The sequence below is a fragment of the Acinetobacter higginsii genome, from assembly GCF_000369525.1.
GTDB lineage: Bacteria > Pseudomonadota > Gammaproteobacteria > Pseudomonadales > Moraxellaceae > Acinetobacter > Acinetobacter higginsii.
Genome location: NZ_KB850070.1, coordinates 1 through 23,992, shown reverse-complemented (window position 1 = coordinate 23,992; position 23,992 = coordinate 1). Strand labels below are relative to the sequence as shown.

Genomic DNA, 23,992 nt, shown 5'->3' with positions numbered 1-23,992 from the left:
TTTTTTCTCAGTGCTGAATCTTATTCAGTAACAAAAGTAACTTTGCCATCTTCTAAAGATTTAACACGTGCCAGTGACTCAACACGGTAGCCTTTTTCAAGCAATACATCACGGCCTGGTTGGAATGATTTTTCAATCACAATACCCACCCCAACCACTTCAGCTTTGGCTTGATGAATTAAGTCAATTAGACCTAAGGCAGCTTGACCATTGGCTAAAAAGTCATCAATTACAAGTGCTTTGTCACTTGAACTAATGTGCTTGTTTGAAATCGCAATGGTACTTTCAGTCTGTTTGGTAAACGAGAACACTTTAGAACGGTAAAGGTCGTCTTTCAATGTTAATGACTGGTATTTGCGCGCAAAAATAACAGGAACGCCAAGTTCTAAACCTGCCATGATTGCAGGTGCAATACCTGAGGCTTCGATGGTAATAATTTTAGTAATACCTGCATCTTTAAAGCGAGCGGCAAACTCTTTACCAATCAACTGCATCAACACAGGATCGATTTGGTGGTTTAAGAAAGCATCAACTTTCAAAACCTGATCAGATAGAACGATACCTTCATTTAAGATTTTCTGTTCTAAAGCGTACACGGGAGAATCCTCTAAACGGATGCTTGTTCAAGCAAAGGCATATTTTAAAAAGCATCGAAAAAAATGCAAGCCAAAATTGACCAGATGCTTAGTTTGTTTTACCTGAATAGCCTGTTAATAGTAGTCCATATGATGATTTTCCATCATTATGTGCCATTTTTACAGGAAGGTAATCGAGTTTTGGGGCTAACCAGAACACGGTATTACGCTCTGGTTTATCGTGCTGCATCACCACTTTGATGGTACTGAAAGTGCCATAAGGGGTTTTGATATTCTCAGTGCCTTGTTTCACAAAGCGACGTTCATCGATGGCTTTCGCATCTGCAATCAGATACTTGGTTTTCAATGAATTGCTCTTCAAATCTTCACGGATTTGCAGTTCAGCATTGAGTTCATCCAAAGCACCTGCTTGCCATGCAAATGAGCGAGCCGTGTCATCTTTTTTGGTATTCACAACTTTACTATTGGGGTTGAAGTTAATGCTCATCGTGTTGTTGTGAATTAAGATTTTACTGCTGCGACTAAATTTCTGCGAGTTGATTTTATTATCGGCAAAACTAAATTGACTGGTTTCAGATGCAGAAGCAATACCACCAGCTTTGGCACTGAATTGATAGGTCCAGTTATTGCCTTGTTGGGAAAGAGTACGTGTTGCTGAACCTAGGTTTTTATTGTTGTAGCTGAATTGATAGCTGGCTTGGAAAGGCGCCATTGCCAAGGCATGACTAGAGATGCTTGCACTGAAAATGGCAGCCGAAGTAAGACCCAGTACTTTCAATAATTTCTTTGTCATAACACTATATCCTTTGAGCAATGCTGAATTGAATCGCTCATTTATCATTACGATTTAAAGATATTATGCCTGTAGATTATGAAGAAAAGATCAGGTTTTTTACTAAGCGCTTGTTAATTTTTCGTATAAATCATGAAGATGTATGTTTTGGGTAGCATCGCATGACAAGCAACATGCTACCCCAGTTTAAAGCTGTTTATTTTTTACGGTCTTTTTGCTGAATCGGGGTCACTTCGCTGTCGTTGAGATCATCTTCGTCAAAGTCATCTTCATTGGAAGGCGATAAAATTGCAGCAAGATTCACATTGCCCCAAACAATCAACTCCGCAGGACGGACGCGTGCACGATTGACATGTACTTTACTCAAGGTTTCGATAATGCTGGCTTTTTTACCTAACCAACGATTTAAATCGAGATACAGTAAATCATCTTGAACTTTCACCACTTCAAAATGTTCTAAGATTTTGCCAAGTGGATCTTCTTCACGGAATTTCTGGTAATACCAGATTGCCACATAAAAGCCCCATTTTTGAAAGATGTTTTTGAATTTGGCTTCAATCACTTGGGTATTGCTGATTTGTTCAAAAACCATCAGTTGCACATTTTGATTCATTTCCATTTGAATCAACTTTAAATCAACCGATAAAGTGGTATGGAGGCCTTTGACATCGAGGGTGGTGTATAAGCGTAACCAACCGTCATACAGATCAGCATGCAGGTCTTGCATAATGCCCACATTTTCGGTGACATAACGTTCCATCGTGGCATTCACAAAAACTTGTGAAAGTGAAAACTCTCTTTCTTCTTCGATGAATTCTTCTGCTTTTTGGTAAACTTTACGTAGACGTTTAACTACAGATGAAATTAGCGTTTGCATAAAAGTTGTTCCAGAAAGTGAATTGATAAGTAAAGCAATGCCACAATCTTTGTATTCACTAAAAAATAAAAATAAATTTCTGACTTGCAGTGTAGCAAAATTAATTGCTACATTTTCATAAAATGATGGTATGGAAACACTGTAACTATAAGTGGATCACATTTTTGTAAAATTTTGAATATTGGTTTGGTTTTTATACGGTTATGCCGTTGGGGATGGGACATTTTGTCGCTTGAATACCATGTGGAATAAAATAAATTTTCGTTCAGAACTGTCCCCTTATTGGTGGCAAGATCCAATTTTTGTTGGGGCAGTGGCTTTGGCGATGCTTTTGCATGGGGCGGTGTTGGCGATTCAATTTACCATGCCATCACCCTCTGACACTTCCACCAAAGAAATTGCCGTCACCGTTCGTCCAAGTACTGAAAAAGTTAAAGATGCAGACTTTTTGGCGCAAGCTGATCAAAAAGGTTCGGGCGATTTCCGTGAAGCACATCGGATGTCGAGCGATATGCCTGCACCGATGCAAGCTGATGCAACTACAGGTGAAAAAGAGTTAGAAAGTCTGGAGAAAATACAGCAAAAACGAGAGTTAAAATTCGAAGAAAAAGTGCTCATGACGGTTTTGAGTTGGCAAAAGCAAGCCGAGCAGAGCGAACGTAAAAAAACCTTGGATGATCTACAAAGCCAGTTTCAAGCCAAAGCTGCCATGGTGGCGAGTCTGGAAGCGCAATATTTACAGCGTCAACAAAATTTTAGCCGTAAACAACGGATTAAAACGGTCGATGGGATTCAGGCCAAACAAGATGCATCTGCTGCTTACCTAGATAAATTTCGCCAAAAAGTCGAGTTATACGGGAATCGCTATTATCCTGATCAAGCCAAACAACAACGTTTGGCGGGTGAAGTGCGTCTCATGGTAATTTTGAATGCAGAAGGGGGAATCCGAGCGATTCGTCTCATTGAAAGTTCTGGGCATGCGATTTTAGACGAAGCTGCTAAAGCATCGGTTCGCCGTGGTGCACCATTTGGACCCTTTGATGCCACGATGAAAAAAGAAATCTCTGAGTTACGCATCATTCGGACTTGGCGTTTTGATCCAGTTGATGCTGAATTTGAAGTGCACTAATTAAGGTACACTTCTTATTGGAAAATAATGATAGATAAACTAAGAATTAAATATTTATAAAAATCATTTAATTATTTTTTAAAAATCTTAAATATATTTTTAAATCTAATAAAAACAGGCAACTAAGTTTATTGTTTAAAACTTGAATTGATAATAAAAACAATTATCATTTGCAATGCGTTTTTGGTTAACTCTCCTTTTGAAAATGAATGCATCCTTCTTAAAATTTATCGGGGGAATGAGATGCATGTTTTCAAGACCGTTCCCTTGCAATAAGGACATATTTCATGCATCAAACTCCAACTTTAAACCTGTTTAAAGCCCGCCCACTGGTATTGGCAATGGCTGCGATCTTGTTACCTACATTGGTATTTGCAGAAGACGAAGCGAACGAAAATGCAAAATTGCCAACGATTACAGTAAAAGCAGAAGAAGGGGCTTTGGCTGTAACGGAAGGAAAGAAAAGTTATACCGCTAAAAGTACCAATACATCGACCAAACTTAATTTATCGCTTAGAGAAACCCCGCAATCAGTCAAAGTTCTCACCCGTGAGTATTTGGATGATGCCAATATTACATCGTTTCAGGACATGTTAAATAACGTCACAGGCGTGACTGTGAATCAGTGGGATGAACGTCAGTACCCAACAGCACGTGGTTTTGATGTCGACTATTATTTGTTTGATGGTGTTCCAAGCAATGTGGGGATGGAAGCCAATGATCCTGATTTAACCATGTACGATCGGGTTGAACTGGTGAAAGGCGCAAATGGTTTGATGACAGGTGCTGGGAATCCTGCTATTGCGATTAACATGATTCGAAAACATGCCAATGCGAAAGAGTTGACAGGGAATGTCAGCACTTCTTTGGGCTCATGGAATGCATGGTCAAGTTCAGCAGATATTTCCACACCATTAAATGCTGATGGTAGTGTCCGTGGTCGTGTCGTCGTGAAGCACGAGGATACGGATTCGTATATGGATCACTACGAAAAAACCAATAATGTAGTCTATGCGGTTGTGGATGCAGATATTACGGATAAGACTTACCTTTCAGTGGGTGCGGGGTATCAGAATCTAGAGCGAGATGGCGTTCGTTGGGGCGGATTGCCCGCATTTTACACCGATGGTACCCGAACTGATTTCGATCGTTCTAAATCGGTGAGTTCGGATTGGACCTACTGGAATACCGATACCACCACGGCTTTTGCAACATTGAAGCAGAATCTATTTAACGATATCAATTTGAATGTGAACTATGCTTATCGAGAAGTAAAACAAGATACGGCTTTGCTTTATTCATGGGGCAAGCTGGATAGAGCAACCAATACACTCGACTCTTTCATGACCTGGTCTGATGCTACTAAGACCAAAGAAAATAATATTGATACCTATCTCTCAGCACCTTTTATGCTGGGTGGTTTAAAGCAGGAAGTTGTTGCAGGTTTTATGTATAACCAAAGCAAGAAAGATAAGTGGTACTCAGGAACACCTCCGATTGCCTCAGGTGCTGTGCTCGATTTTGATCATCCAAATATTCCATTAATTGGTGCCATTCAGAATAATAACTTGTATCAACCTCCAAATAAAACCACACAAACAGGCGCTTATCTTGCAGGCAAGTTCAGCTTGTTGGAGCCATTGAAGTTAATTACAGGGGTGCGTTTATCAAACTGGAAATATGAAAGTGACAATGGAGAAGGCAATCGGGAATTTAATAATGAAGTCACACCATATGCAGGCTTAGTTTTTGATTTTCTGGATCAATACTCTTGGTATGCCAGTTATACCAGTATCTTTAAGCCAGAAGATAAACGAGATGCGAATCGCCAATATCTTGATCCAAGAGAAGGGAAAAGCTATGAAACTGGCTTAAAAGGTGAGTTCTTAGACGGAAAATTGAATGCGGCCTTATCGGTATTTAAAACCCAGCAAGATAATGTTGCAGAAGAGATTGATGGTGTTTTTGTACCTGATGTCAATGGTAACCCAACCACTGAGAAAGCCTACCGTAGTGTAGATGGCGTTGAAAGCAAAGGGGTTGAGTTTGAATTAGATGGGGAAATTAGAGACAACTGGAACCTGAGTTTTGGTGTTGCACATTTCAATGCCAAAGATGCCAAAGGGAATGAAGTTCAAACCATGTCTTCAAGAACCAGCGCCAATCTCTTTACCAAATATACCTTGGATAAATGGAGTGTGGGTGGCGGGCTAAACTATAAGAGTAAATTTTATACTGGAGAAGGCAGTCAACGTATTAGCCAAGATGCATATGCTTTAGCAAACTTAATGGTGGGCTATGATATTGATTCAAATATCAAAGCACAGATTAATTTGAATAATGTATTTGATAAAAAATATTATTCAGGCATCGGGAATAACAGCATGGTTTATGGATCACCTCGTAACGTGACTTTGACGCTACGTTATCAATTCTAATTCTCTTGAGAAATAAAAAAAACGGCTGAATACAGCCGTTTTTTTATTGAGCATGTGGATAAGTTAGCGTTTATTCACAAGCCATTTTGACTTGAATAAGCACGTTCAACTGTACAGATTTCCACACTAAAATCCTGATACCATTTTTCTTTGCCTAATCGCTGAGCAACCAGATGTTCTGCATCGCGTTGCCAAAGTTTAATATCTTCAAGACTGTTCCAGTAAGACAGTGCTATTTCAAAACCATTTTCACTACACGCTTCAAATTTGACGCAATTAAATTGGCTCAAGGCTTTATTTCTCAGCTTCTGTGCCATTTCAGAGTAAGTTACATCAAGTTGTTTGATCGTGGCTTTAAAGATAACGATATACATAGGACCTTGGATTAGCTTTCATCGGCTTGGTAAGGATTGGCGATGCCCAATTTTTTTAGAATCTCAATTTCTAAGGCTTCCATTTCTTCGGCTTCAGTTTCATTGGTTTCATGATCGAAGCCCAGCAAATGTAAAACGCCGTGAACCAGTAAATGAGTGAAATGATCGCTTGGCGTCTTTTGCTGTTCTGCCGCTTCTTGTAAAACCACAGGAATACAAATCACCAAGTCACCTAAAGGCTCTGCATCGAGTAAGCTGAGCATTTCCTCAGGAATATCACTTGGGAACGACAGCACATTGGTCGGTTTGTCTTTTTCGCGGTATTGCAGATTGAGTTCATGGCTTTCAGCTAGATCAACACAGGCAATCCCGATTTCACAATTGGCATCAAAACCGACATGACGCAGTGCAGTTTCGATATTTTTTTTGATTTGACCACGTTTGAGTGGCAATTCAGTAGCTTGAAAGTCTTGTTGAAGACTTAAATTGATTTTCAAAATAGATCCTTAAAATCGTCCCTCTAAGATGCGACTAAAGCATCTTAAGGGGAGTGGGGGGATTTTTCTAAATGTGTTGCGCATCTGCCGCAGAATCATTTTCTGCAATCAATGCTTCTTGTTTGGCTTTGCGTTCGGCACGGGCTTCAGCAGACAGGCGTTGCTGTTCACTGTCCCAACCTTCGTAAGCTTCAACAATTTTTTGTACCAATTGATGTCGAACCACATCACGTGAATGGAAACGGGTGATATGAATCTCATGAACATTTTCCAGTACACGTAATGCTTGTGCTAAACCCGATTGCTGCCCACGCGGTAAATCAACCTGTGTCACGTCACCTGTAATCACGGCACGTGAACCAAAACCTAAACGGGTCAAGAACATCTTCATCTGTTCAGGTGTGGTGTTTTGTGCTTCATCTAAAATGACGAATGAGTGGTTCAAGGTACGTCCGCGCATGTAGGCAAGCGGAGCAACTTCAATCACTTGGCGTTCAATCAATTTAGCCACTTTTTCAAAGCCCAGCATTTCATACAGGGCATCATAAAGTGGACGTAAGTAGGGATCGATTTTTTGGGTGAGGTCACCAGGTAAGAAACCGAGTTTTTCGCCGGCTTCTACCGCTGGGCGAACCAGCAAGATACGTTGAATTTCGTTACGTTCCAACATATCAACTGCAGCAGCAACCGCCAGATAGGTTTTACCAGTCCCTGCTGGGCCAATACCGAAGGAAATATCACTTTGTAAAATACGTTGCACATAGCGTTTTTGATTAGCGCCACGTGGGTTAATTCGCCCTTTGCGGGTCTGTAACCAAACACTATCGAGGCCTGTATGTTCTTGATCTGAATCATCCATCAGTTCACGATCTGTCTGTGAACCTTGGATCATCAAATGAATGACATCGGCACTAATTTGTGAGGAAATTTCTGATTCTTGATAGAGCCGTTGCAGTAGTGCTTCGGCTCTTTCGACCGCTTCTATATCACCATCGAGATAAAAGGCATCGCCACGGTGAGTAATTTTGACATCTAAACGTTGTTCGATTTGTTTTAAATGCCCGTTATACGCACCGAGCATGCTTTTCAAACGTTCCAATTGAATTTCAGGGAACGTTACTGTACGTCGAATCGCTGCAGTCAAGATAAACCCTTTTTGTTGCTTTGTAGGAATACCCTTACATTACGCCACGTCAGGTTCAAGATTCAAGAGTTCTCCGTAAACTAAATTCAAAGTTTTAATTTCCGTGATCTCAATCTCTGCGAAGCGCCCAATCCACGCGGCATCACCGATAAAAGTAACCAAACGTGTATTGTCCGCTGTACCAATTAAAACATTCGGATCTTTATCCGAAACCTTCTCAATTAACACCCGTTCAATTTTACCGAGCATGGCATCAGTCTTATCAATACTCGAACGTTTAATCACTTCTTGTACTTGAGCCAAACGATCTTTTTTCACTTGTTCAGGGGTGCTGTCTGGTAAATCAGAAGCTGGTGTACCTGGACGCTTAGAATAAACAAAACTATAAGAGTGATCGAAATCTAGATCTTTAATGAATTGTAAGGTTTCAGCAAAGTGCGCATCTGTTTCACCTGGGAAACCGATAATGAAGTCGCTAGATAAATGCATATCTGGGCGTACTTTACGTAACTTGGCAATTTTATCGATGTAGACATCAATCGTATGGTTACGTTTCATGGCTTGCAATACATCGTTTGAACCACTTTGTACTGGCAGATGCAAGTGCGAAACCATCTGCGGTAAATCACGGTAGCATTGAATTAAATCTTCAGAGAATTCAAGCGGGTGAGAGGTGGTATAGCGTAGACGACCAATCCCTGGAATTTCTGCGACTAAGCGCAACAATTCTGGGAAAGTACAAATTTTACCTTCAAAGGTTTCACCACGATAACCATTCACGTTTTGACCGAGTAAGCTGATCTCACGTACGCCTTTTTCAGCCAAGCCAGCGATTTCTGCCAATACATCATCCAACGGACGAGATACTTCTTCGCCACGGGTATAAGGGACCACACAGAATGAACAGTACTTCGAGCAACCTTCCATAATTGAAACGAATGCTTTAAAGCCTTCCACACGCGGTTCAGGCAAAAAGTCGAACTTTTCGATATCTGGGAAAGAAATATCAACCAATTTGATTTTTTCTTTCTTAGGTTTTTCAATTTGAGCGTGATGCTGATCTAGCATTTGTGGCAAACGGTGCAGCGTTTGTGGACCAAAGATCATATCCACATAAGGTGCGCGTTTTTGGATGTTGTCACCTTCTTGCGATGCAACACAACCACCCACACCAATGATAAGATCTGGGTTTTGTTCTTTTAGTTTGCGCCAGCGACCTAGACCACTAAATACCTTCTCTTGTGCTTTTTCACGAATCGAGCAGGTATTCATCAGCAGAATGTCTGCTTCGTTTGGATTGTCAGTGAGCACATAGCCATGTGAATCACCTAACAAATCTGCCATACGATGACTGTCATACTCATTCATCTGACACCCTTGAGTTTCAATAAACAATTTCTTGATTGAAACATCAGCGGTGTGCATTGGCTGGGTAACAGTGTTTTCTGAAGCAGCTTTTACAGCACTGGGAATGAATGTTTGAACCGTCATGCAGGCTCCTAAACAAGGTGGATTTAAATAAACGGCGGATTATAGCAGTATTTTAAACGGAACGCAGAGAATAAAAAACTGACAAAAATGGACAGTTTATGAATAAAATTGCGCGAATTTTAATGAATATGAATCAGTAATTTACATAACACAACAATAGTGGAAGGCTAGACTTATTACACTATAATGGCAGGGCAAAATTGGGCATAGATATTGATGAAGATGAAAAAGCAGCGTGATTTTAGAACAACCGTAACTCCAAAATTGAATAACAAGAAGAGCTTCCGTTGTTTTATTGCAATGGGAGGAATGATCGCATGCTCATCTGTCTATGCTCTAGATGAACAGTTTAATGATGCGTTGCGTGCTGCCAATGCAGGCAATTCTGCTTTGCTCGATCAATACCAATCTGACATGCAAAATGATGCTTTGGGTTATTATCCAGAATATTGGAAATTGAACACCAATCTCGGCTTTCAGCCTGCATCTTCGATTATTAGCTTTGCACAACGCTATCCACAATCAGCGATGGCGGAAAAACTCTCTGCCGATTACGTGGAAGAAAAAGTCAAACTCGGAAGCTTTGCCGATGCCAAGCCTGTACTGAGTTATGTCACCAATCCAGATCAGGAAGAAAGCTGTGCCGTTGCACAAGTCCGTGCAAAAACAGGCGATAGTCTGGTTTTTGCAGAATATAAAGACATTTGGTTAGCAACCAACTCTCAGCCCGAATCATGTAATGGTTTAGGGCGTTTGATGTTGTCTAGTCCATTGATGACTGCACAAGACCGTCAACAACGCTTATGGGGACAATTACGTGCAGGCCAATCTGGCCCCGCGATTGCCACAGCTCAAACCATGGGTTTGAATCTTTCTTTAGCGCAGTTTAATCAAATTCAAGCCAATCCATTGGGTTATTTGTGGAGTGCACCGAAGTCGAATGATGCCGATTATGCCTATTTAATATTTGCCTTGGGGCGTGTTGCGGATAGCGACTTAACCAATGCTTTGGGCAATGTGCAACGTGCTGTTCAAGATGTGCCACAACCCGTACAACAATATTTATATCGCACTATTGGTTATGTCGGTGGTACCACCGTGATGAAAAATGGCTTTAATCGTGAAGTGTTAAATGCCTATGACCAAAGTTATGGTTATCCATTTAGCCCTGAAGAAGCTGAAATTTATGCCCGTCAGGCGATTCGTTTCGGGGCGTGGGAAAGTTTGATTCGTGCGATTGATGCGATGTCGGTGACACAAAAGCAAGAAGACCGTTGGCAGTATTGGTTGGCACGTGCATCGGAGCAGCGTTCAGATGGTGGTTCTAAACAAGCGGCACAGCAGATCTATCGCAAATTGGCACAAGCTGGCGATGACTACCATAACTTGTTGGCGAAAGATCGCCTCGGTGAACGTTATAACCATCAGCCTTATAATGAACAGCCAAGCACTCAGGATATTCAACGCCTGAATCAAAATATTCATTTTAGACGTGCGTTTGCATTAAGAGATGTCAATGCGCCTGCCAATTATACCAATCGTGAGTGGAACTGGGCGGTTCGCCAAGCCTATTTACAACACGACGATGGTCTGCTTTTAGCTGCAGCGAAACGTGCGCATGATGTCGGTTGGTATGATCGTGCAATTTATGCAGCGGATCGTACCACGTCTCGCCATAATGATACTTATCGTTACGCGACACCGCATCGTAGCAATGTAACCAGTCATAGTTACAATGCAGGTATTGATCCAGCATGGGCCTATGGTTTAATGCGCCAAGAGAGTCGTTTTGTAACCTCCGCACGTTCCCATGTTGGGGCAGGTGGTTTAATGCAGATTATGCCAAACACGGCAAAATTGATCGCAAGACAAATGGGTGAAACTTATAATCCTGCGGCATTGAGTGAAATGAACACCAATATTCGATACGGGACCTATTATCTTTCAATGATTCAAAGTCAGTTGAGTGGTAATGCGGTATTGGCAACAGCAGGTTATAACGCGGGCCCAAATCGTGCACGCCGTTGGCAGCCTGATGCTCAGAATATGGCAGCAGATCAATATACTGAAACGATTCCATTATTGGAAACACGTGACTATGTTAAACATGTCATGACCAACGCTACACATTATGGTGTGGTATTAGGGCAGGGATCGCAATCGTTAGAAAAACGAATGAGTACGATTCCTGTACGTAGTGGGCCTTAAGACACACCAAGATGTTTAAGTGAAACAATGAAGTTTTTGCATTTGATGAAACCAATCGAATTACTCAAAGGGCAATTGATGAGATCGCTACAGGCCTTGGCTTGTTACTTGGTCTTCTCTTTCAGTGCTCCATTACATGCTGCGAGTAATCCAGACGTTGCAGGCTATGTCATGCATGTCCAAATGACACCTGCTGCTTGCTCTTTTGATTCATCAAGACAAAAGCAACGTAAATGTCTGGAAGGTTATTCCCTCACGATTGCAAGTTTATTGCCTGAAGTACCGCTCAACCGAGATTGCTCAACTAAAACATCGGCCAAATTATCGCCATTACAAGCAAAGGTGGTGGCGCGTGTCATGCCTGATGAAAATGCCCGTGTGCAGTTATGGCAGGATGTGGGGGGGTGTATGCCGATGAATGCCAGTCAATATTTTAGAACCATTATTAACTTTGCGGAGCGTTTAAAAATCCCTGCGGATTTGACCAGCCCGAATACCATTGAAGTACAAAAGGAAAGCTTAAGACAGCAATTTACCAAGCTCAATCCTTCATTACCGCCGAATGGAATTCGCTTTACTTGCCAGTCATCGAGATTTGATTCAGTCTTAACTGAAATACGCGTTTGTTATCAGAAAAATGGTCAATATAAACAATGCGCAAGCCATATTGTGACAGGCTGCCCAAGTGAATTTACAATTAAAGGCAGTTACTAGGTATTTACCTAGTTTGATTTGTATTTTCTATTAGACTTTCGTTGAAATTCATTCTCTTTTACATGCATCTGTATTCGCTTTAGAGTACAATCTTTGCCGTTTATGATAATTCGATTGAATAATAATAGCGTTCAATCGTGCAAACGCATCTCATTGGAGAATATCACATGAAGCAACCCGTTCGTGTTGCCGTTACAGGCGCTGCTGGTCAAATTGGTTATAGCTTATTATTCCGTATCGCAAGCGGAGAAATGTTAGGTAAAGATCAACCAGTAATTTTACAATTGCTTGAAGTTCCTTTTGAGAAAGCTCAACAAGCGCTTAAAGGCGTGATGATGGAACTTGATGACTGTGCTTTCCCATTATTGGCAGGCATGATCGGGACTGATGATCCTAAAGTTGCATTTAAAGATGCTGACTATGCGTTATTAGTTGGTTCTCGCCCACGTGGTCCTGGTATGGAACGTGCTGACTTGTTGAAAGTGAATGGCGAAATCTTTATCGGTCAAGGCAAAGCACTTAACGAAGTTGCTAGCCGTGACGTTAAAGTATTGGTTGTTGGTAACCCAGCAAACACCAATGCTTACATCGCAATGAAATCTGCTCCAGATCTTCCAGCGAAAAACTTTACAGCAATGTTACGTCTTGACCACAACCGTGCATTAACTCAACTTGCTCAAAAAGCAGGTGTTGCAGTTTCTGACATCGAAGACATGACCGTTTGGGGTAACCACTCTCCAACAATGTATGCAGACTACCGTTTTGCAACTGCAAATGGCGTAAGCTTAAAAGACAAAATCAACGATGCTGCATGGAACAAAGATGTGTTCCTTCCAACTGTTGGTAAACGTGGTGCTGCGATCATCGAAGCACGTGGTTTGTCTTCAGCTGCTTCAGCTGCAAACGCTGCAATCGATCACATGCGTGACTGGGCGTTGGGCACTAACGGCAAATGGGTAACTATGGGTATTCCATCTGATGGTTCTTATGGTATTCCAGAAGGCGTTATGTTCGGTTTCCCTGTAACCACTGAAAACGGTGAATACAAAATCGTTCAAGGCTTAGAAATTGACGAGTTCAGCCGTGAGCGCATCAACTTCACGTTGAATGAGCTTGAAGAAGAACGTGCAGCAATTGCTGACATGGTAAAATAATTTATCTTTTTGATAAATTGAAAGCACTCTCCTAGAGAGTGCTTTTTTTATGCCAATAAACACAAAAAACAACAAGAAAATATAGACCTATCGCTGCATGCTATGGCGATTTGCTGTTAGATTACTTCGATAAAGGACATGATTTGGAGAATAACAATGTTTGAACAGCAACCGACACTTGAGCTTTTATTCGAACAACTTGGGCTTGGGGCGGATGAGGCAGCAATCGAAAACTTTGTGAAAACTCATCAACTACCCGCTGATAAAAAGTTACATGAAGCTGAGTTCTGGAGTGCAGGGCAGCGAGATTTTCTCAAAAGTCACTGGGATAAAGATGATGAGTGGGCGATCGTGATTGATGAGTTGAATCAACAGCTACATGTTGATAGCACAAGATAGTCAAATAAAAAAAGCTCACATTAGTGAGCTTTTTTTTGAATCAATGTTTTAAACCAATCTTCTTGGCGTATGGCATTAAATGCAGGGTGGAGTTGTAATAACTCTAAATCATGTTCTAAACATGACACATATTTTTTTAACCAGTGTTGTGTTAAGGCTTGTTCTTGTTTAGCTGCTGATGCGTAGGCCAAGAAGAAATAGACGTCTAAATGCTCATGATGGGCCAAGGGTTTTAAAATTTGTTGGGTAATCAAGGCAAAGCGTCGTTCTTTGGTCAACTCAAAGTAAATCATATAGGCTTTGGCTAGATGCAAGGACAAATTCAAATATAAGCTGAGTGGCATTTCATCGTATTCAATACGCGCCTGTTCAATGAGCACGATTGCTTCTTGCAAGAAATGCAATTGTTCCTGACGAATATGGCTCAGTACCACTAATTGCAAACGTAGGTCGGCACGTTCTAAAGCAAGTTCGGGAGTATTGCTGTCTAAATAGAGTTGGTCTGTTTCACCAATTCGAGCAATCACTTGTTGAGTTTCATTCGACATTATGGATCCAAAATCGTCAGTTATGCGTGGTATATAAGGGTGTTTTTAGGAATTTAAAGGGTTTAAGCTTTATTCCAAATTGAGCCACCACTACGTAACCATGCAGTGATTGATAAACGTTGCTGTTTAGAGAGTAGGACTTCGTGCAAGACATCGCTTTGAAAAATCGCGAGACGATTCGGTTGTGGTTTAATGATATGCCATTGATCATGCTTATCCTGCAATCGTAATTGACCACCCCAATTCTCTTGCCAATTTTCATGCAAATAAAACACGGTCGAAATCATACGATCATTTTTTTGTTGTGGGTTATCGCGGTGTAAAGCATAAAACTCACCTGCGTTATAACAAGCGAAATGTGCTTCGACTTCTTTAATGCCTAAATAGAAAGCCTGATTCAACGCTTGAGATAGATGTTCTAAGGTCTGTAAATGCTGTTGTGCAATCGGCAGTTGCCCATCAATCCATAGAATGTGATCACTACGGATATGGCTGACCACACCATTTTGTATCCCTGCTGCTCTAAATTCGGCAAGATGCGAAGTACATTCATGTGCAAGAGCTTGTACATATTCATCTGAATACACTTGATCAATCAAGGCAAAGCCAAATTCATTTAGATCATCCAGCACTTGATCCAGATTCCAAGACTGAAGATTTAATGCGGGTGGAAGAGTTGTTGCTTGCATAGCACTCCAATGACTTAGGTTCGATTGTAGGGCAATTTTAGACGATCACATCAACGCTAAAGAATAATTTAGGGGCTGCTGACATTTCAACCATGCTTTGCGTTATAAGCTAAAACGACATAAACAAGGCATGGAACGTAGGCAATGGCGATTCCCTTGTCAAGTTTCATAACGAAGTTTAGGGTAGTTTTAGCTATAACCCTTCGGGACTGTGACATTTTTTGCTGGTACAGCGTTATGTTTTTCTCATTTAGGATGCTAAATTTCGTAAACCATGCCTTGTATCAGCTAAAAAATGTCTACAGTCGCAATGAGAGCTAGAGCTCGCAAGGTGAAATGTCATCGGCCCCTATTTTCATGTTAAACTACCCGCTGAATTGAGGAATAATTGTCAACATGAATTACCGTCACCATTTCCATGCGGGTAACTTTGCCGATGTTATGAAGCATGTACTTTTGCTTCAACTGCTCGCTCGTTTAAATGCTAAAGATAAACCTTATCGATATATCGATACCCATGGTGGTGCAGGTAAATATGATTTATCTACGTCTGAAGCACAAAAATCAGGTGAATTCTTAACGGGTATCCATCGTTTGGTCAAGCTTGACGATTCGATTAAACGTAATGCGCCTGAAGGTGTAAAGCAATATCTTAAAATTGTTGAAGATATGCGTGCTGGTTCGGGTAAAGGCGCTTATCCAGGTTCACCTTGGTTTGCGCTTGAAGGCATGCGTGATATTGATAAAGCAACTATATTTGAAATGCAGCGTGATGTGTTTCAACAATTGTATTTTAATATTCGTGATAAACGTGCAGGCTTGCATGAGCGTGATTTTTATGAAGGTTTAATGGGTGTCATTCCGCCGAAAGAAAAACGCGGATTAGTCATGATTGACCCTCCTTACGAAATTGAGCGTAAAGATTTCCCGCAATTGGTTGAAATACTCCAAGCCGCACATAAAAAATGGCCAACAGGTGTGATTGCAGTTTGGTATCCAATCAAAGATCGCGCCATGATTGAACGTTTTGAAAAGAAAATGATGAAAACGGGTATTCGCCGTCAGCTCATTTGTGAAATTTGTGTATGGCCAGATGACACCCCAGTCGGATTGAATGGTTGTGGCTTATTGGTGATTAATCCACCTTGGAAGTTCTCAGAAGATGCGGATCAAGCATTACAATGGTTATTTCCACATTTGCGCATGAGTGAAAATGGTGGACATGCTGCAGTGCGTTGGTTGGTGGGTGAATAACCCATCAACGTCCAAATATTCTCGAGGAATTGAAAATAATGACAAATTCTCTTAAACCTGATTCTGATTTGAACAAAGAAGATCATTCTTTTGATGGAATCACTTTTGAAGTAGAAGAAGAAGAGCATACGCACGAAGGACAAAAAGTGAAACGCCGTGGCATTTATTTATGGCCGAATTTAATTACAACAGCCGCACTTCTTTCTGGTTTTTATTCAATTATTGCTAGTATGAATGGAAACTTTAACCAAGCGATCTATGCCATTTTCTTGGCTGCATTGCTTGATGGTTTGGATGGTCGAGTGGCTCGTGCAATTGGTGCACAAAGTGCATTTGGTGAGCAATACGATTCGCTTTCTGACTTGTTGGCGTTTGGTGTTGCACCCGCTATTTTGATGTATAGCTGGAGTTTGCATGATCTTGGACGTATCGGTTTAGCCTGTTGCTTTATTTATACCGCTTGTGCCGCTTTCCGCCTAGCTCGTTTCAATGTGCAAATCGGCGTGGTGGATAAGCGCTACTTTATTGGTATCGCCAGCCCGCTTGCGGCAGTAACTGTTATTTCATTGGTATGGGTCGGTCGTGATTATCCATTTATCTTTGATCTAAAAGATATTGTCATTCAAGTCATTAACTCGGTGGTTATGGTTGCAGTTGGCTTGTTGATGATTTCAAACATCAAATACTATTCATTTAAACAAATGGATCGTAAGCGCGTACCTTTTGTCGTGATGTTGCCAGTGGTCTTGATTTTTGCTGCAATCACGTACAACATTCCTGTAGGGATACTGATTGTCTGTATCATCTATGTCCTTTCAGGATTTGTAACGACGTTGTTTGCCAAAAAGAATGATGCAAAAATAACAACTTAAAATACGGAGGTTCAGTATGCCAATATTGATGAATAACAATCAATTAAAGCAGCTGAACCTCAATAAGTCAGATGCTTTAACTTTTCATCCGCCCAAAGGCCTTTTTAAAATTGTTTATCAGGCCTTAATCCTGCCGAATTTGCCTGAACCTTTCCATTATTTAAATTTCATTAGCCTGATTGGCCAACCTCGTATCCCTATTTGTTATAACGCGAGTGCAATTGCTACAACGGCAATTGATACTGCGACAGTTTTAGTGAGTAGTAGTGCATCAACTGTCGGGCATCTCAAAAGTTATAGTGCCAAAGAACAATGTCAATTAGAGCAAGATCGTTATCAGTTTTTAGATGTAGATCAAATCCAAGTTGATTTTCCAAATTACTATTTTAAGCGTGATGATGCAGAACTCAGTTGCCAACTCAAAGTGAATATTGGTACTGAAATAGAAAACCATTCAGCCTTGCAATGGGGCGTTGGGGATTATTGGTATGTTCGCTGTCAGTGCGAAGGCGAAATCACCTATAAAAAACAAAAATATCAAATCCAAGCACAGGGCATTTTGAAACATGCCAGAGCCATCTACTTACCTTTTATCGCCTTTCATTTTTTTACCTATCAAATTATTCAGGTCAGTGCAGACTTTCAGATCATCTTGTCTGAACTTAGAAATCAGTGGAATAACATTATTTTTTCTAGAATTGAAATTCAGTCGAATGAGCAAAATTCAATACTCTATGATCATCAGGTCATTTTAGATGTCACACGTGTATATCCTAAAGTACAAACCCCAAATGGACGGGAGATGTATTTGCCGCGGGAATTTATTTGGCAATATTCAGAAAAGGGAGAAGTGGTCTTTCAACTACACGCTCAAAGCCGAGGGGATTATAAATTTGGCCTAGCTGCGGGTTATGTAGGAAGTTTTAATTATCAATTATTGTGGAACAAACAAAGCTATCAAGGTTCTGGATATTGTGAATATATCGATTGTCGCCCTTTACACTGGCAAGAAAAAAATAAAACTGAGCAAATAATCGACCAAGTTGCACATTTTCAGCCTTATTTGTGTAAAAAATAAGCGATCGAAGCAATAAATTAAGATAATTTAAAAAAGGGGGTTGTGTCTGATGTGAAATGCTGTAGAATGCACATCCATCGGCGGTGATGCAGATAAAAACTTGTTGAGAAACAAGGATTTGGCTAAAAAGGTTGGATTCTTGGGTTGATTGATAAGTTTGCTAAATATCTAAATTACCTGTTGACTTTTAAGAAATTGAGAGTAATATAGCCGACCTAGCTTGATGATGACGAATCATCGAGAAGATCATTAAGAGAATAGAAGAACAACTTGTGTGGATTTTTACTGGTTGATCGATCGAAAATATTTCATTGATTGAATGGTAAAAATTTCTCGAAGTTTATTTGAGCGAATTTTTAGTCAGAAAATTGATGAGCCAAGATTTGTAGCCATAAGCTACTAATGATTTTAAACTGAAGAGTTTGATCATGGCTCAGATTGAACGCTGGCGGCAGGCTTAACACATGCAAGTCGAGCGGAGTGATGGTGCTTGCACTATCACTTAGCGGCGGACGGGTGAGTAATGCTTAGGAATCTGCCATTTAGTGGGGGACAACATTCCGAAAGGAATGCTAATACCGCATACGTCCTACGGGAGAAAGCAGGGGATCTTCGGACCTTGCGCTAAATGATGAGCCTAAGTCGGATTAGCTAGTTGGTGGGGTAAAGGCCTACCAAGGCGACGATCTGTAGCGGGTCTGAGAGGATGATCCGCCACACTGGGACTGAGACACGGCCCAGACTCCTACGGGAGGCAGCAGTGGGGAATATTGGACAATGGGCGAAAGCCTGATCCAGCCATGCCGCGTGTGTGAAGAAGGCCTTTTGGTTGTAAAGCACTTTAAGCGAGGAGGAGGCTACTAGTACTAATACTACTGGATAGTGGACGTTACTCGCAGAATAAGCACCGGCTAACTCTGTGCCAGCAGCCGCGGTAATACAGAGGGTGCGAGCGTTAATCGGATTTACTGGGCGTAAAGCGTGCGTAGGCGGCTGATTAAGTCGGATGTGAAATCCCTGAGCTTAACTTAGGAATTGCATTCGATACTGGTCAGCTAGAGTATGGGAGAGGATGGTAGAATTCCAGGTGTAGCGGTGAAATGCGTAGAGATCTGGAGGAATACCGATGGCGAAGGCAGCCATCTGGCCTAATACTGACGCTGAGGTACGAAAGCATGGGGAGCAAACAGGATTAGATACCCTGGTAGTCCATGCCGTAAACGATGTCTACTAGCCGTTGGGGCCTTTGAGGCTTTAGTGGCGCAGCTAACGCGATAAGTAGACCGCCTGGGGAGTACGGTCGCAAGACTAAAACTCAAATGAATTGACGGGGGCCCGCACAAGCGGTGGAGCATGTGGTTTAATTCGATGCAACGCGAAGAACCTTACCTGGTCTTGACATAGTAAGAACTTTCCAGAGATGGATTGGTGCCTTCGGGAACTTACATACAGGTGCTGCATGGCTGTCGTCAGCTCGTGTCGTGAGATGTTGGGTTAAGTCCCGCAACGAGCGCAACCCTTTTCCTTATTTGCCAGCGGGTTAAGCCGGGAACTTTAAGGATACTGCCAGTGACAAACTGGAGGAAGGCGGGGACGACGTCAAGTCATCATGGCCCTTACGACCAGGGCTACACACGTGCTACAATGGTCGGTACAAAGGGTTGCTACCTAGCGATAGGATGCTAATCTCAAAAAGCCGATCGTAGTCCGGATTGGAGTCTGCAACTCGACTCCATGAAGTCGGAATCGCTAGTAATCGCGGATCAGAATGCCGCGGTGAATACGTTCCCGGGCCTTGTACACACCGCCCGTCACACCATGGGAGTTTGTTGCACCAGAAGTAGGTAGTCTAACCGCAAGGAGGACGCTTACCACGGTGTGGCCGATGACTGGGGTGAAGTCGTAACAAGGTAGCCGTAGGGGAACCTGCGGCTGGATCACCTCCTTAACGAAAGATTGGTGACTGGTAAGAATCCACAACAAGTTGTTCTTCGAAGATGTATCTGAGGGTCTGTAGCTCAGTTGGTTAGAGCACACGCTTGATAAGCGTGGGGTCACAAGTTCAAGTCTTGTCAGACCCACCAAATCTGATTGCAGTAGCTTGGATTGAAAGATATGTCGTTCATTAAGTGATAAGCTGGGGACTTAGCTTAGTTGGTAGAGCGCCTGCTTTGCACGCAGGAGGTCAGGAGTTCGACTCTCCTAGTCTCCACCATGTACTTTACGGAGTACGAGCTAAAGATTACAGAATTTAGTAAGCAGTTAGCTTATTAACTTCTGTGATTTATCACAGTTTACTACTCACCGACGAGGTGGTAGTTAATCATTAACAGATTAGAAAATTGAGTCTGAAATAAATTGTTCACTCAATTCATTCGAAAGAATGAGATTGAGAACTAGCAAAAACACTGAATCAAGCGTTTTGGTATATGAATTTAGATTGAAGCTGTATGGTGATTAAGTTCACAGACAACGAATAGTAGCAATTAAGTTTGCAACGATAACACTCACTTGTATGTGTTAACGACTGTTTGGGGTTGTATAGTCAAGTAATTAAGTGCATGTGGTGGATGCCTTGGCAGTCAGAGGCGATGAAAGACGTGATAGCCTGCGAAAAGCTCCGGGGAGGCGGCAAATATCCTTTGATCCGGAGATTTCTGAATGGGGGAACCCACCCGCTATAAGGCGGGTATCATAAGCTGAATACATAGGCTTATGAAGCGAACGAGGGGAAGTGAAACATCTCAGTACCCTTAGGAAAAGAAATCAATTGAGATTCCCTTAGTAGCGGCGAGCGAACGGGGAGCAGCCCATTAAGTTGTGTGTGTTCTAGTGGAACGCTCTGGGAAGTGCGAACGTAGAGGGTGATATTCCCGTACACGAAAGGGCACACACAATGATGACGAGTAGGGCGAGGCACGTGAAACCTTGTCTGAATATGGGGGGACCATCCTCCAAGGCTAAATACTCCTGACTGACCGATAGTGAACCAGTACCGTGAGGGAAAGGCGAAAAGAACCCCTGTGAGGGGAGTGAAATAGATCCTGAAACCGCATGCATACAAGCAGTGGGAGCCGACTTGTTCGGTGACTGCGTACCTTTTGTATAATGGGTCAGCGACTTATATTCAGTAGCAAGGTTAACCGAATAGGGGAGCCGTAGAGAAATCGAGTCTTAATAGGGCGTTTAGTTGCTGGGTATAGACCCGAAACCAGGCGATCTATCCATGAGCAGGTTGAAGGTTGGGTAACACTAACTGGAGGACCGAACCCACTGTCGTTGAAAAGCCAGGGGATGACTTGTGGATAGGGGTGAAAGGCTAATCAAGCCTGGTGATAGCTGGTTCTCCCCGAAAGCTATTTAGGTAGCGCCTCGGACGAATACCATTGGGGGTAGAGCACTGTTTCGGCTAGGGGGTCATCCCGACTTACCAAACCGATGCAAACTCCGAATACCTATGAGTACTATCCGGGAGACAGACTGCGGGTGCTAACGTCCGTAGTCAAGAGGAAAACAATCCAGACCGCCAGCTAAGGCCCCAAAATCATAGTTAAGTGGGAAACGATGTGGGAAGGCATAGACAGCTAGGAGGTTGGCTTAGAAGCAGCCACCCTTTAAAGAAAGCGTAATAGCTCACTAGTCGAGTCGGCCTGCGCGGAAGATGTAACGGGGCTAAAACTATGTGCCGAAGCTGCGGATTTGACATTAGTCAAGTGGTAGGGGAGCGTTCTGTAAGCCGATGAAGGTGTATTGAGAAGTATGCTGGAGGTATCAGAAGTGCGAATGCTGACGTGAGTAACGACAAAACGGGTGAAAAACCCGTTCGCTGAAAGACCAAGGGTTCCAGTCCAACGTTAATCGGGGCTGGGTGAGTCGACCCCTAAGGCGAGGCCGAGAGGCGTAGTCGATGGGAAATTGGTTAATATTCCAATACTTCTGTGTAATGCGATGAGAGGACGGAGAAGGTTAAGTCAGCCTGGCGTTGGTTGTCCAGGTGGAAGGTTGTAGGCATGTATCTTAGGCAAATCCGGGGTACTCTATGCTGAGAACTGATAGCAAGCTGTACTTGTACAGTGAAGTGGCTGATACCATGCTTCCAGGAAAAGTCTCTAAGCTTCAGTTACACAGGAATCGTACCCGAAACCGACACAGGTGGTCAGGTCGAGTAGACCAAAGCGCTTGAGAGAACTCTGCTGAAGGAACTAGGCAAAATGGTACCGTAACTTCGGGAGAAGGTACGCTGCTGACGGTGATGGGACTTGCTCCCTGAGCTATTGGCAGCCACAGAAACCAGGCCGCTGCAACTGTTTATTAAAAACATAGCACTCTGCAAACACGAAAGTGGACGTATAGGGTGTGATGCCTGCCCGGTGCTGGAAGGTTAATTGATGGGGTTAGCGTAAGCGAAGCTCTTGATCGAAGCCCCAGTAAACGGCGGCCGTAACTATAACGGTCCTAAGGTAGCGAAATTCCTTGTCGGGTAAGTTCCGACCTGCACGAATGGCATAATGATGGCGGCGCTGTCTCCAGCAGAGGCTCAGTGAAATCGAAATCGCTGTGAAGATGCAGTGTACCCGCGGCTAGACGGAAAGACCCCGTGAACCTTTACTGCAGCTTGACATTGAACTTTGACCTTACTTGTGTAGGATAGGTGGGAGGCTTTGAAGTTAGAACGCTAGTTCCAATGGAGCCGTCCTTGAAATACCACCCTGGTAATGTTGAGGTTCTAACTCTGTCCCGTTATCCGGGACGAGGACCATGTCTGGTGGGTAGTTTGACTGGGGCGGTCTCCTCCTAAAGAGTAACGGAGGAGTACGAAGGTGCGCTCAGCGTGGTCGGAAATCACGCGTAGAGTATAAAGGCAAAAGCGCGCTTAACTGCGAGACCCACAAGTCGAGCAGGTACGAAAGTAGGTCTTAGTGATCCGGTGGTTCTGTATGGAAGGGCCATCGCTCAACGGATAAAAGGTACTCTGGGGATAACAGGCTGATACCGCCCAAGAGTTCATATCGACGGCGGTGTTTGGCACCTCGATGTCGGCTCATCTCATCCTGGGGCTGAAGCAGGTCCCAAGGGTATGGCTGTTCGCCATTTAAAGAGGTACGCGAGCTGGGTTTAGAACGTCGTGAGACAGTTCGGTCCCTATCTACCGTGGGCGCTGGAAATTTGAGAGGATCTGCTCCTAGTACGAGAGGACCAGAGTGGACGAACCTCTGGTGTACCGGTTGTGACGCCAGTCGCATCGCCGGGTAGCTATGTTCGGAAGGGATAACCGCTGAAAGCATCTAAGCGGGAAGCCTACCTCAAGATAAGATTTCCCTAGGAATTTATTCCTCTAAAGAGCCGTTCGAGACTAGGACGTTGATAGGTTGGGTGTGGAAGCACGGTGACGTGTGAAGCTGACCAATACTAATTGCTCGTGAGGCTTGACTATACAACACCCAAACAGTTGTTGTATTCAAGATAAATTCAATACATAACTTGATTTAGTGAATAAACTAGTTACAATACCGACTCAATAATCTAATCCGTTAATAACTCTTTGGACCGTAAGTAAGGCATACGATGAATACATCGTGATTAAGACCCGAAAGCACCACAACAGTTTGCTGGCGACAATAGCAAGTGTGAACCACCTGATCCCTTCCCGAACTCAGAAGTGAAACCTCTTAGCGCTGATGGTAGTGTGGCACTTGCCATGTGAGAGTAAGTCATCGCCAGCTTTTAAATCTAAACA

At 42.7% G+C, this 23,992-nt stretch carries 18 protein-coding genes, 2 tRNA genes and 3 rRNA genes; 14 read left to right on the top strand and 9 right to left on the bottom strand.

The genetic code is table 11. From position 1 onward, the window contains the following. Positions 1-20: 20 nt before the first annotated feature. The 3 genes from F902_RS00640 to F902_RS00630 form a co-directional block, all read right to left on the bottom strand. Complete coding sequence (locus F902_RS00640) at positions 21-596, bottom strand: xanthine phosphoribosyltransferase (RefSeq protein ID WP_004655958.1); 576 nt, start codon at positions 594-596, stop codon at positions 21-23. Between the two features lie 88 nt (positions 597-684). Then, positions 685-1,389 (bottom strand): DUF3108 domain-containing protein, encoded by a 705-nt coding sequence (locus F902_RS00635; protein ID WP_004802577.1) that lies wholly within the window; start codon positions 1,387-1,389, stop codon positions 685-687. Positions 1,390-1,585: 196 nt separating this feature from the next. Further along, positions 1,586-2,266: a hypothetical protein gene (locus tag F902_RS00630; protein ID WP_004802578.1), complete on the bottom strand. Its 681-nt coding sequence runs from the start codon at positions 2,264-2,266 to the stop codon at positions 1,586-1,588. Positions 2,267-2,507: 241 nt separating this feature from the next. Between F902_RS00630 and F902_RS00625 the strand changes: the two genes are divergently transcribed. Both F902_RS00625 and F902_RS00620 read left to right on the top strand, forming a co-directional pair. Further along, positions 2,508-3,395, top strand: a complete 888-nt coding sequence (locus tag F902_RS00625; RefSeq protein ID WP_004802579.1) for an energy transducer TonB — start codon at positions 2,508-2,510, stop codon at positions 3,393-3,395. A gap of 287 nt (positions 3,396-3,682) precedes the next feature. Further along, a complete protein-coding gene (locus F902_RS00620; RefSeq protein ID WP_005200252.1) occupies positions 3,683-5,833 on the top strand; it encodes a TonB-dependent siderophore receptor in 2,151 nt (716 codons plus the stop codon). 74 nt (positions 5,834-5,907) lie between these two features. Here F902_RS00620 and F902_RS00615 read toward each other — a convergent pair whose 3' ends face one another. The 4 genes from F902_RS00615 to miaB form a co-directional block, all read right to left on the bottom strand. Then, positions 5,908-6,207, bottom strand: coding sequence for an antibiotic biosynthesis monooxygenase family protein (locus tag F902_RS00615; RefSeq protein WP_005200249.1), 300 nt, complete (start codon positions 6,205-6,207; stop codon positions 5,908-5,910). An 11-nt stretch (positions 6,208-6,218) separates the two neighbouring features. Next, positions 6,219-6,704: an rRNA maturation RNase YbeY gene (gene ybeY, locus F902_RS00610; protein ID WP_005200247.1), complete on the bottom strand. Its 486-nt coding sequence runs from the start codon at positions 6,702-6,704 to the stop codon at positions 6,219-6,221. Between the two features lie 67 nt (positions 6,705-6,771). Then, positions 6,772-7,848 (bottom strand): PhoH family protein, encoded by a 1,077-nt coding sequence (locus F902_RS00605; RefSeq protein WP_004655946.1) that lies wholly within the window; start codon positions 7,846-7,848, stop codon positions 6,772-6,774. A gap of 39 nt (positions 7,849-7,887) precedes the next feature. Then, positions 7,888-9,339, bottom strand: coding sequence for a tRNA (N6-isopentenyl adenosine(37)-C2)-methylthiotransferase MiaB (gene miaB / locus F902_RS00600; protein WP_005200245.1), 1,452 nt, complete (start codon positions 9,337-9,339; stop codon positions 7,888-7,890). Positions 9,340-9,639: 300 nt separating this feature from the next. Here miaB and F902_RS00595 point away from each other — a divergent pair, with 300 nt between their 5' ends. The 4 genes from F902_RS00595 (at position 9,640) to F902_RS00580 (ending at position 13,814) form a co-directional block, all read left to right on the top strand. After that, positions 9,640-11,547, top strand: coding sequence for a lytic transglycosylase domain-containing protein (locus F902_RS00595; protein ID WP_171061094.1), 1,908 nt, complete (start codon positions 9,640-9,642; stop codon positions 11,545-11,547). A 45-nt stretch (positions 11,548-11,592) separates the two neighbouring features. After that, positions 11,593-12,261, top strand: coding sequence for a ribonuclease T2 family protein (locus F902_RS00590; RefSeq protein ID WP_004802585.1), 669 nt, complete (start codon positions 11,593-11,595; stop codon positions 12,259-12,261). 167 nt (positions 12,262-12,428) lie between these two features. Further along, positions 12,429-13,415 (top strand): malate dehydrogenase, encoded by a 987-nt coding sequence (locus F902_RS00585; RefSeq protein WP_005200240.1) that lies wholly within the window; start codon positions 12,429-12,431, stop codon positions 13,413-13,415. 156 nt (positions 13,416-13,571) lie between these two features. Next, positions 13,572-13,814 carry a DUF2789 family protein gene (locus tag F902_RS00580; RefSeq protein ID WP_005200238.1) on the top strand — a complete coding sequence of 81 codons (243 nt, stop codon included), beginning with the start codon at positions 13,572-13,574 and terminating at the stop codon, positions 13,812-13,814. A 20-nt stretch (positions 13,815-13,834) separates the two neighbouring features. Here F902_RS00580 and F902_RS00575 read toward each other — a convergent pair whose 3' ends face one another. Both F902_RS00575 and F902_RS00570 read right to left on the bottom strand, forming a co-directional pair. Next, positions 13,835-14,362, bottom strand: coding sequence for a hypothetical protein (locus tag F902_RS00575; RefSeq protein WP_004802587.1), 528 nt, complete (start codon positions 14,360-14,362; stop codon positions 13,835-13,837). 62 nt (positions 14,363-14,424) lie between these two features. Further along, complete coding sequence (locus tag F902_RS00570) at positions 14,425-15,051, bottom strand: 2OG-Fe(II) oxygenase (RefSeq protein ID WP_005200236.1); 627 nt, start codon at positions 15,049-15,051, stop codon at positions 14,425-14,427. A gap of 396 nt (positions 15,052-15,447) precedes the next feature. On the opposite strand from F902_RS00570, the gene F902_RS00565 reads away from it, so the two are divergent. The 8 genes from F902_RS00565 (at position 15,448) to rrf (ending at position 23,978) form a co-directional block, all read left to right on the top strand. Further along, on the top strand, positions 15,448-16,305 hold the full coding sequence (locus F902_RS00565) for a 23S rRNA (adenine(2030)-N(6))-methyltransferase RlmJ (RefSeq protein WP_005200234.1): 858 nt from the start codon (positions 15,448-15,450) through the stop codon (positions 16,303-16,305). 38 nt (positions 16,306-16,343) lie between these two features. Further along, positions 16,344-17,177 carry a CDP-diacylglycerol--serine O-phosphatidyltransferase gene (gene pssA / locus F902_RS00560; protein ID WP_004802590.1) on the top strand — a complete coding sequence of 278 codons (834 nt, stop codon included), beginning with the start codon at positions 16,344-16,346 and terminating at the stop codon, positions 17,175-17,177. A 16-nt stretch (positions 17,178-17,193) separates the two neighbouring features. Beyond that, positions 17,194-18,255, top strand: a complete 1,062-nt coding sequence (locus tag F902_RS00555) for a DUF6670 family protein (protein WP_005200232.1) — start codon at positions 17,194-17,196, stop codon at positions 18,253-18,255. 410 nt (positions 18,256-18,665) lie between these two features. Further along, positions 18,666-20,203 (top strand): 16S ribosomal RNA (locus F902_RS00550). Positions 20,204-20,262: 59 nt separating this feature from the next. Beyond that, positions 20,263-20,339 (top strand) — tRNA-Ile (locus tag F902_RS00545). A 55-nt stretch (positions 20,340-20,394) separates the two neighbouring features. Continuing rightward, positions 20,395-20,470, top strand: a tRNA-Ala gene (locus F902_RS00540). A 328-nt stretch (positions 20,471-20,798) separates the two neighbouring features. Next, positions 20,799-23,689, top strand: a 23S ribosomal RNA gene (locus tag F902_RS00535). A gap of 174 nt (positions 23,690-23,863) precedes the next feature. Further along, positions 23,864-23,978: ribosomal RNA gene (gene rrf, locus F902_RS00530) — 5S ribosomal RNA — on the top strand. The 16S, 23S and 5S rRNA genes sit together here with 2 tRNA genes alongside, the layout of an rRNA operon. The last annotated feature ends 14 nt before the right edge of the window (positions 23,979-23,992 follow it).

What these genes read in the sequence shown, in the direction of transcription:
- miaB (WP_005200245.1), bottom strand. Translation starts at nt 9,339, where the DNA reads ATGACGGTTCAAACATTCATTCCCAGTGCTGTAAAAGCTGCTTCAGAA.
- F902_RS00580 (WP_005200238.1), top strand. Translation starts at nt 13,572, where the DNA reads ATGTTTGAACAGCAACCGACACTTGAGCTTTTATTCGAACAACTTGGG.
- pssA (WP_004802590.1), top strand. Translation starts at nt 16,344, where the DNA reads ATGACAAATTCTCTTAAACCTGATTCTGATTTGAACAAAGAAGATCAT.
- F902_RS00615 (WP_005200249.1), bottom strand. Translation starts at nt 6,207, where the DNA reads ATGTATATCGTTATCTTTAAAGCCACGATCAAACAACTTGATGTAACT.
- F902_RS00630 (WP_004802578.1), bottom strand. Translation starts at nt 2,266, where the DNA reads ATGCAAACGCTAATTTCATCTGTAGTTAAACGTCTACGTAAAGTTTAC.
- F902_RS00590 (WP_004802585.1), top strand. Translation starts at nt 11,593, where the DNA reads ATGAAACCAATCGAATTACTCAAAGGGCAATTGATGAGATCGCTACAG.
- F902_RS00585 (WP_005200240.1), top strand. Translation starts at nt 12,429, where the DNA reads ATGAAGCAACCCGTTCGTGTTGCCGTTACAGGCGCTGCTGGTCAAATT.
- F902_RS00565 (WP_005200234.1), top strand. Translation starts at nt 15,448, where the DNA reads ATGAATTACCGTCACCATTTCCATGCGGGTAACTTTGCCGATGTTATG.
- F902_RS00625 (WP_004802579.1), top strand. Translation starts at nt 2,508, where the DNA reads ATGTGGAATAAAATAAATTTTCGTTCAGAACTGTCCCCTTATTGGTGG.
- F902_RS00635 (WP_004802577.1), bottom strand. Translation starts at nt 1,389, where the DNA reads ATGACAAAGAAATTATTGAAAGTACTGGGTCTTACTTCGGCTGCCATT.
- F902_RS00555 (WP_005200232.1), top strand. Translation starts at nt 17,194, where the DNA reads ATGCCAATATTGATGAATAACAATCAATTAAAGCAGCTGAACCTCAAT.
- F902_RS00570 (WP_005200236.1), bottom strand. Translation starts at nt 15,051, where the DNA reads ATGCAAGCAACAACTCTTCCACCCGCATTAAATCTTCAGTCTTGGAAT.
- F902_RS00595 (WP_171061094.1), top strand. Translation starts at nt 9,640, where the DNA reads ATGGGAGGAATGATCGCATGCTCATCTGTCTATGCTCTAGATGAACAG.
- F902_RS00620 (WP_005200252.1), top strand. Translation starts at nt 3,683, where the DNA reads ATGCATCAAACTCCAACTTTAAACCTGTTTAAAGCCCGCCCACTGGTA.
- F902_RS00575 (WP_004802587.1), bottom strand. Translation starts at nt 14,362, where the DNA reads ATGTCGAATGAAACTCAACAAGTGATTGCTCGAATTGGTGAAACAGAC.